Below are 6,165 nucleotides of genomic sequence, written 5' to 3'. Positions count from 1 at the left end.
TTTTTCCTTTAAATAATTCAAAGTCGCGCTTGACGTCTTCTTCCGTAAAAGCATTCCAATTAACCACCACATCCCAATGGTGCCCGTCAATTACTTTCTTAACCACTTCCAAATCGGAATGGTCAGCGACCAGTGTGGTAGCCCCCGGTATTTCAGCCCTTCCTGTTCCACGATTCAGAAGATACAAATCAATACCCATCTCTATGGCCAATCGGCTGGATGCGGTACTAATATTACCGGTACCGCCTATGTAAAGAACTTTCATTATGGTAGTTTTTAGTGAGTCGATGAATAACATTCAAACTTCGGTTAGAGTATATAAAAAATGGTCCGTTTAAAAAAAAATAAAGGCAGAGATGCAACGCAAGATTTTTGTTATGAGCTAGTTGCAGCCTGCATGTCTGATTTTGTAATGAATTACAATTCTACTTCGACCAGTTTTTTAATAAGAAGGTAGTAGAAAAAACGGCGAATTTCCAGTGCGGTAAATCGCCGTTTTTTTTTAATTATTGCAATTCGTTAAGTGTCGTAATACTTAAATCTTGCTGAGGGTCGAAAGAATTAATGGTTTCAAATTCAACTACCTTACTTTCGCCGGGAAGCAAATCAAAAAAGTTATCTGAAAAGAATCCTTCTCCTTCCGGAGTGTCCAGAAATACATTCTTGGCCAGATGCCGGGATGAAATAGTTAACTGATAACCTTTTTCTGTTTTTTTAGCAGAAAATTCAACCTCCACATCGGGCAAATTCAGTTCTTTGGGACGATGGAAATAGAGCAGATTATCGGCCACCACCTGACCTCCTGATATCAGTTCAACTACAACGACCAAACTACGGGTTTCTGCATCTGCCACCATGTTAGTAACCTTTTCATCAAATACCACACAAGAGGCATTGGCAGCAGCGGTTATGTCGGTTTTCTGACTATACAGCTCTTCCCCTGCAAAATCCAACACCTTAACCATCAGTTCTCCGTTAATTTCTGAAAGCAGATCGTTTACGGCAAAAACTTTAAATTGCCCATCCTCTTCTACAGGTGCAACAAGAATAGGCTCATTGGCAGCACGGACAGCATAATGTGCTGCTTTCCAACGACCGAAATAATCAACAGTTGACCAGGAGATAGTGGGCCAGCTGTCGTTGAGTTGCCAGTAAAGTGAACCCATGGTATGCGGCATATTCCGTCGATGTGCTTCCAGAGCAGATTTGTATGCATTAGCTTGCAGGAGCTGACTCACATAAACAAAATCGGCAAAATCATCCGGCACCGTATAATATTGTTCCATATACCAGCGAATCATGTCATTACCATCAAAACCCGGATGTACATAAGACATTTTCCCACGCTGTCGGTGACGCATTACTTCAGTATCCCAATCCCGGTCTTCCTCTTTAGTAAACTCCTTAATGGTATGCATGGATGGAAATGACTGCAATCCGTATTCACTCACAAAACGGGGCAAATCCTCGCCATAAGCAGAAAAAGGCTTCTGTCCGAACCAGATGGTCCAGTCGTGCTCGTCGCCTGATTTTCTGTCTGCTTTGGTTCCATCAAAAGCCAACGGAGAAGAAGGCCAATAAGCAGTTTTTGGAGCAAACTCAGAAACAGCCGAAGGCAATATCTCATCAAAAATTCGCTTGTATGTTCCCCATACAAATTCCTCTACATCGGGCTCATACATCTCATCCCAGCCCCACTCGTGCCAACCATGATAATTCTCATTGTTTCCGCACCACAAAGCAATCGATGGGTGATTACGCAATCGTTTTACATTATACTCAGCTTCTTTTCGGATATTTTCCAGATGGTCCTCATCTCCCGGCTGAAGGGCACAGGCAAACATAAAATCCTGCCACACCAGAATGCCGTTCTGGTCACAAAGGTCGTAGAGGTAATCCTCACCGTAAATGGCTCCTCCCCATACTCGCACCATATTCATATTGGCAGCAACAGCATTATTGATAAGCCTGTTGTACCTGTCTTTTCCTGCCGAAGGAGTAAGCGTTTCGGGTGGAATAATATTGGCTCCCTTCATAAATACGGGAAATCCATTCAGCTCAAAATAAAAAGAATGACCTGCCTCATCTGGTTCTTGAACCAATTTTAACGTGCGCACACCATAATCCAACTGATGATGATCCAAGATCTGGTCCTGAAAAGAGAGCGAAAAATTAAAATCATACAAATAAGCATCTCCAAGACCGTTGGTCCACCAAAGCTTTGGATCTTCAATCTCGAATTCAAAAGGCACCTGTGTTAAACCGGCTTCAACATTAACACTCTTCTCATAAAGAGAAGTATGTTCATCAACATCAAGCGAAATTAAAAATTCCCCCGCTGTTTGCGCTTCCACCGTAATCGTTCCGGAAATCAATGCCTTGTTTTCATCGGCATCCTCAGTTACAACATACACATCATCTATAATGGCTTTGTTCCATGCTTTCAAAACCACAGGACGCCATATTCCTGAAGTTACCAGACGAGGGCCCCAGTCCCAGCCGTAATGAAATGGCGCTTTCCGGGAAAAAATATTGGTTTTTTCTCCTTCCGGTGCCTGCTCGTTCACGGCAGGCAGCGTATAATCCAGTTGCGTCAGTTTTTCCATGCCCTTTTCAACAGGAGAGTGGAAATAAACACGAAGCTCATTTTCTCCTTCTACCAGTTTTTCCTTCACATTCACGTCCCATCCCACAAACATATTATCAGCCTCCAGGATTTTCTCATCGTTCAGGAAAACATCAGCATAAGTATCCAAACCGGAGAATTGAAGTTGAATAACATCAGAAGCCCGTAAAAGATTTTTCTCAACGTCAAAGGTGGTTCGATAAACCCAGTCTTCATCTTCGATCCACTGCACATCGTCTTCATTCATTCGGTAATGGGGATCCTCAATTTTGTCATTATCCATCAAATCAGCATGAACCGTTCCGGGAACATTCGCCGGCAACCAATTATTGGAGCCTGCTTTAGAGAATTCCCATCCACTATTAATCTCAAATTCCACCGGGGAATTTTCCGTTTTGGACTGGCAGGAGGTAAAACTCCCGAAAACCAGAATAACCAATACGAAACCCAAAAACCATTTCTTTAAACTTATCATAACTGAAGATAACCTTTATAATTGATTGATATTACTTTTTGAGCCCGGTCTAAAATGCGTTTTTATTACCAAACTCACTTTATATAAAAATACCCATATCAAAGGTTACGAACAAATATGATAAATGCAAAACATAACACTATTTGATACTTTTGAACGATGAAATAGGCTCTAATAGTCTGCTTCTATTTCACGAATCATATTCAAAGCAGCATCTCTGATGGGTTTGTATCTGACCTTCCACCTCCACAAGCCAATTAATACAGCCATTGCCATTGCCGACCAGAAAACAAGCTGAATCTCCAACAAATCTGCCATATGAGTAGCACTCAGACTCAAACCTGCATTTATGAAACCCACTGCCAAAAAAGCCCAAAGGATTTTCAACTGAAAAGGTTTATACCGGTAAGCCGCTTTCTTCAGCATAACAAGTGTTGGCTGCGAATAATCCACATACTTGTATTCTTTATAGTAATTCCGGAAAAACAGGGCAAAGATGAGCATTGCCAGGAAGAAAAATATACCACCTAAGATTTCATTAAGTGAACTTCCTTCGATGGCATGAAGGACAACCATTATTAGATATACAGGAGCCATAATCCAATAAAAAATCTGGATGCCCCTACTCAATCGGGCGTAGTTTTCATCTTCGTTCTTCAACTTATGAATCAATTGATCCATTCCTGATAATGGTGGATTACTGTGTAACATAGTTCTTTTTCTTTAGTCTGATTTTCAATTGAGCCTTTATCCGATGAATCTTCACTTTCACATTGGGTTCGGTAATACCGATTACTTCGGCAATCTCCTTCATTGACAGTCCTTCCAACATCAAAGAAATCAAAGCCTTATCAATGACCGACAACATATTTAACTCACATTGAAGGTTTTCAAACTGTTCTTCTTCCAGCTGCTTATGAGCCATTTCTCCATCATCCAGCACATTACTCAGAATTCCGGTATCGGCATTCACTATGAGCTTCATGTTTTTGTAAGCTTTTCCGGTGTATTGAAGCGAAGTATTGACAGCTATCCGGTAAATCCATGTGCTTAAAGCCGATTCGCCCCTGAAATTATCAAGGCTGTTCCAAATATTCACCAACACCTCCTGACACATATCCTGCTGATCGTGAGTATTTGCATTGTAAAAAGCACAAATGCGCCGAATACGGTCACTATTTTCGGCAACAATTTTATTAAATAACTCTTCTTTTTTCAAAGCTCATAAGTTTGATTTACTTATTTAGTTCCTAAAATTGAGAAAAGTTACAAATGCAGAAACTTATTTTAGTAATTTCTCTCTTTTACATAGCAACGGTCTGTGATAAAAAGCCTAAACACAGAAAAAGCAAGACTTTCATTATCAGGGAGTTGACCTCAATTCGCATTGTTTTTCAATTACATCAATATCAGCTAGTTGCAATGCATCGACGAAGTATTGGTATGGCAATAGCACTGCAGGAGCATTACCTAATCGCTGGTATTATTTGTACACGCCCTTACAAGCTTTCTTGATAGTTTATCTACAAACCGATTATGAGTAGCAGGCTCTGAATTGTCTCTTTGGTGGGCCTTAACTTTTATCCATTCAATATTGTGGCTTTCGATCAGTGGAAGAAAGGTTTTAACCAAATCTGCGTTTTGTATTTCGGTGCCTTTTCTGGTTCGAAATGAATTTTGTTTTAATCGGGGAAGGCGGTCAGGCAAGGTGCAAACATACTGACTGTCACTATAAATCCGTAAGCTGGCTCCGGCTCTGTATGTGTCAGCAAATTCAATCGACTTTATCACCGATAGCAGTTCCATCCGGTTATGTGTGGTATCCACCTCTACCCCTGTCAGTATTTCCTTTTTATTCCCAAACAGGATGAGGGCAGCCCAGGCGCCTTTTCTGGCCTTTGTGTGACAACTTCCGTCGGTGTATATTTCTATCCGGTCAGTATTCAATGTGAGTTTATTTCCGCGACTTCTTGTTTTTTCTTTTCTTTGTGTTCTCCAGTTCATCGTCCGCGTCCATCAGGGCTTTCCAATCGGTTTCCTCCACTCCCGACATTTTTACGGTTTCCAGATATGCTCCTTTCTCAATGTCGAGCTGGGCGATTTCCTTATTCAGAAAACCTTCAATGGCTACCAGCCTCTCTTTTTCTTCAGCACTGCAAAAGGCAATGGCCACGCCTTTTTTTTGTCCGCGACCGGTCCGTCCCACGCGATGCACGTAGTTTTCTGTTTCTTCGGGAATGTCATAATTAATTACCATATCCACATCAGGAATATCTATTCCACGGGCACTAACGTCTGTGGCAATAAGAACTTTGTTTTCGCCGGATGTGAACTGCTCCATCACCAGGTTTCGTTGATTCTGATCTTTATCTCCATGTATGGTTTGACTCAGCAACCGCACCCGCTCAAGAGCTTTCATCACCCGCTCTGCCCTAACCTTTGTCCGCACGAAAACCAATATCTTGCTGTCCGGATTTTCGCGTATGATGCGTTCCAGAAAGAACCGCTTGTCGTCCATCTCAATAAAGGCAACCGAATGGTTAATGTTTTTGGCCACAGGATCATTGGGTGAAATCTGTATGCGAACAGCTTTATGAACCAATGAATAAGCCATATTTTTTACATGCTTGTTGATGGTAGCCGAAAAGAACAGCACCTGTCTCCGGGGAGGTAATTTTGTAATGAGCTGATTCATATCGTGCTTAAACCCCAGTTCAAGCATGTGATCTGCCTCATCAAGGATAAGTGTTTCAACAGCACTGAGCGACAAATATCCCTGGCTTTCCAAATCAAATAACCGACCCGGGGTTGCCACTACCACATCCAAACCCCGTTTCAGATGTTCTATTTGCGGATCCTGATCAATTCCACCATAAATACCTTCAATCTGAATGGATGTGCCAACTGCCAACTCCTTAAATACCCGGCTTACCTGAATAGCAAGTTCATGGGTAGGAACCATCACCACGCAACGGACTGTATGTTGTTTGCTTCCACTCCGGCCAATGGATAACCGATGTAAAACCGGCAAAGCAAAAGCCACGGTTTTCCCGGTTCCTGTTTG

5 protein-coding genes and 1 pseudogene are annotated in these 6,165 nt (G+C 41.9%); all 6 read right to left on the bottom strand.

The annotated features are described in order from the left end of the window. Nucleotides 1-265: pseudogene (locus tag QZZ43_RS03880) on the bottom strand (sugar nucleotide-binding protein); the annotation flags it as partial. Between the two features lie 241 nt (nt 266-506). Continuing rightward, a complete protein-coding gene (locus tag QZZ43_RS03875; protein ID WP_291856448.1) occupies nt 507-3,101 on the bottom strand; it encodes a glycoside hydrolase family 2 protein in 2,595 nt (864 codons plus the stop codon). Between the two features lie 171 nt (nt 3,102-3,272). Further along, nucleotides 3,273-3,812, bottom strand: coding sequence for a hypothetical protein (locus tag QZZ43_RS03870; RefSeq protein ID WP_291856445.1), 540 nt, complete (start codon nt 3,810-3,812; stop codon nt 3,273-3,275). Further along, nucleotides 3,799-4,320: an RNA polymerase sigma factor gene (locus QZZ43_RS03865; protein ID WP_291856443.1), complete on the bottom strand. Its 522-nt coding sequence runs from the start codon at nt 4,318-4,320 to the stop codon at nt 3,799-3,801. The genes QZZ43_RS03870 and QZZ43_RS03865 overlap by 14 nt, the downstream gene beginning before the upstream one ends. Before the next feature lie 251 nt (nt 4,321-4,571). After that, on the bottom strand, nt 4,572-5,048 hold the full coding sequence (locus QZZ43_RS03860; RefSeq protein WP_291856442.1) for a ribonuclease H: 477 nt from the start codon (nt 5,046-5,048) through the stop codon (nt 4,572-4,574). Nucleotides 5,049-5,055: 7 nt separating this feature from the next. Further along, nucleotides 5,056-6,165 (bottom strand): DEAD/DEAH box helicase (locus QZZ43_RS03855; protein ID WP_291856440.1); only part of this gene is annotated, 1,110 nt, incomplete at its 5' end.

The sequence above is a fragment of the Marinilabilia sp. genome (assembly GCF_016278715.1).
Lineage (GTDB): Bacteria > Bacteroidota > Bacteroidia > Bacteroidales > Marinilabiliaceae > Marinilabilia.
The sequence above is the reverse complement of the archived record's forward strand: the minus strand, read 5'-3'. Positions and strand labels throughout refer to the sequence as shown.

What these genes read in the sequence shown, in the direction of transcription:
- QZZ43_RS03870 (WP_291856445.1), bottom strand. Translation starts at nt 3,812, where the DNA reads ATGTTACACAGTAATCCACCATTATCAGGAATGGATCAATTGATTCAT.
- QZZ43_RS03875 (WP_291856448.1), bottom strand. Translation starts at nt 3,101, where the DNA reads ATGATAAGTTTAAAGAAATGGTTTTTGGGTTTCGTATTGGTTATTCTG.